This is a genomic window from Achromobacter sp. SIMBA_011, assembly GCF_046535435.1.
Classification (GTDB): Bacteria; Pseudomonadota; Gammaproteobacteria; order Burkholderiales; family Burkholderiaceae_B; genus Achromobacter; species Achromobacter dolens.
Genome location: NZ_JAWRWN010000591.1, coordinates 1 through 265 on the forward strand (window position 1 = coordinate 1; position 265 = coordinate 265).

Genomic DNA, 265 nt, shown 5'->3' on the forward strand with positions numbered 1-265 from the left:
CCATCGCCGCGGGCGTCGTCGTGTCGCGCAGGTCGCCCGGCAGCGCCGTATTCGGCGCGGTTTCCCAGCGATCGAGACGGAACGTGTCGTCGCCGATCGAGCGTGCATACGCGGTCACGGCCGCCGGGCCGCCGATCAGCTTCATCGCCAGGTTCGCGGCCGTGTTGTCGCTGTACTGGATCGCCGCCTCGCACAGCTGCGCCACCGTCATCCCGGTGTCGACATGCCGGCCCGACACGGGCGAGGAGTTGACGAGATCGGCCTG

Annotated in this window: 1 protein-coding gene; it reads right to left on the bottom strand. The window is 70.2% G+C overall.

Going from position 1 to position 265, the window contains the following annotated elements:
• A partial coding sequence (locus tag SB816_RS32285; RefSeq protein ID WP_410548282.1) for a serine hydrolase occupies positions 1-265 on the bottom strand: 265 nt, incomplete at both ends.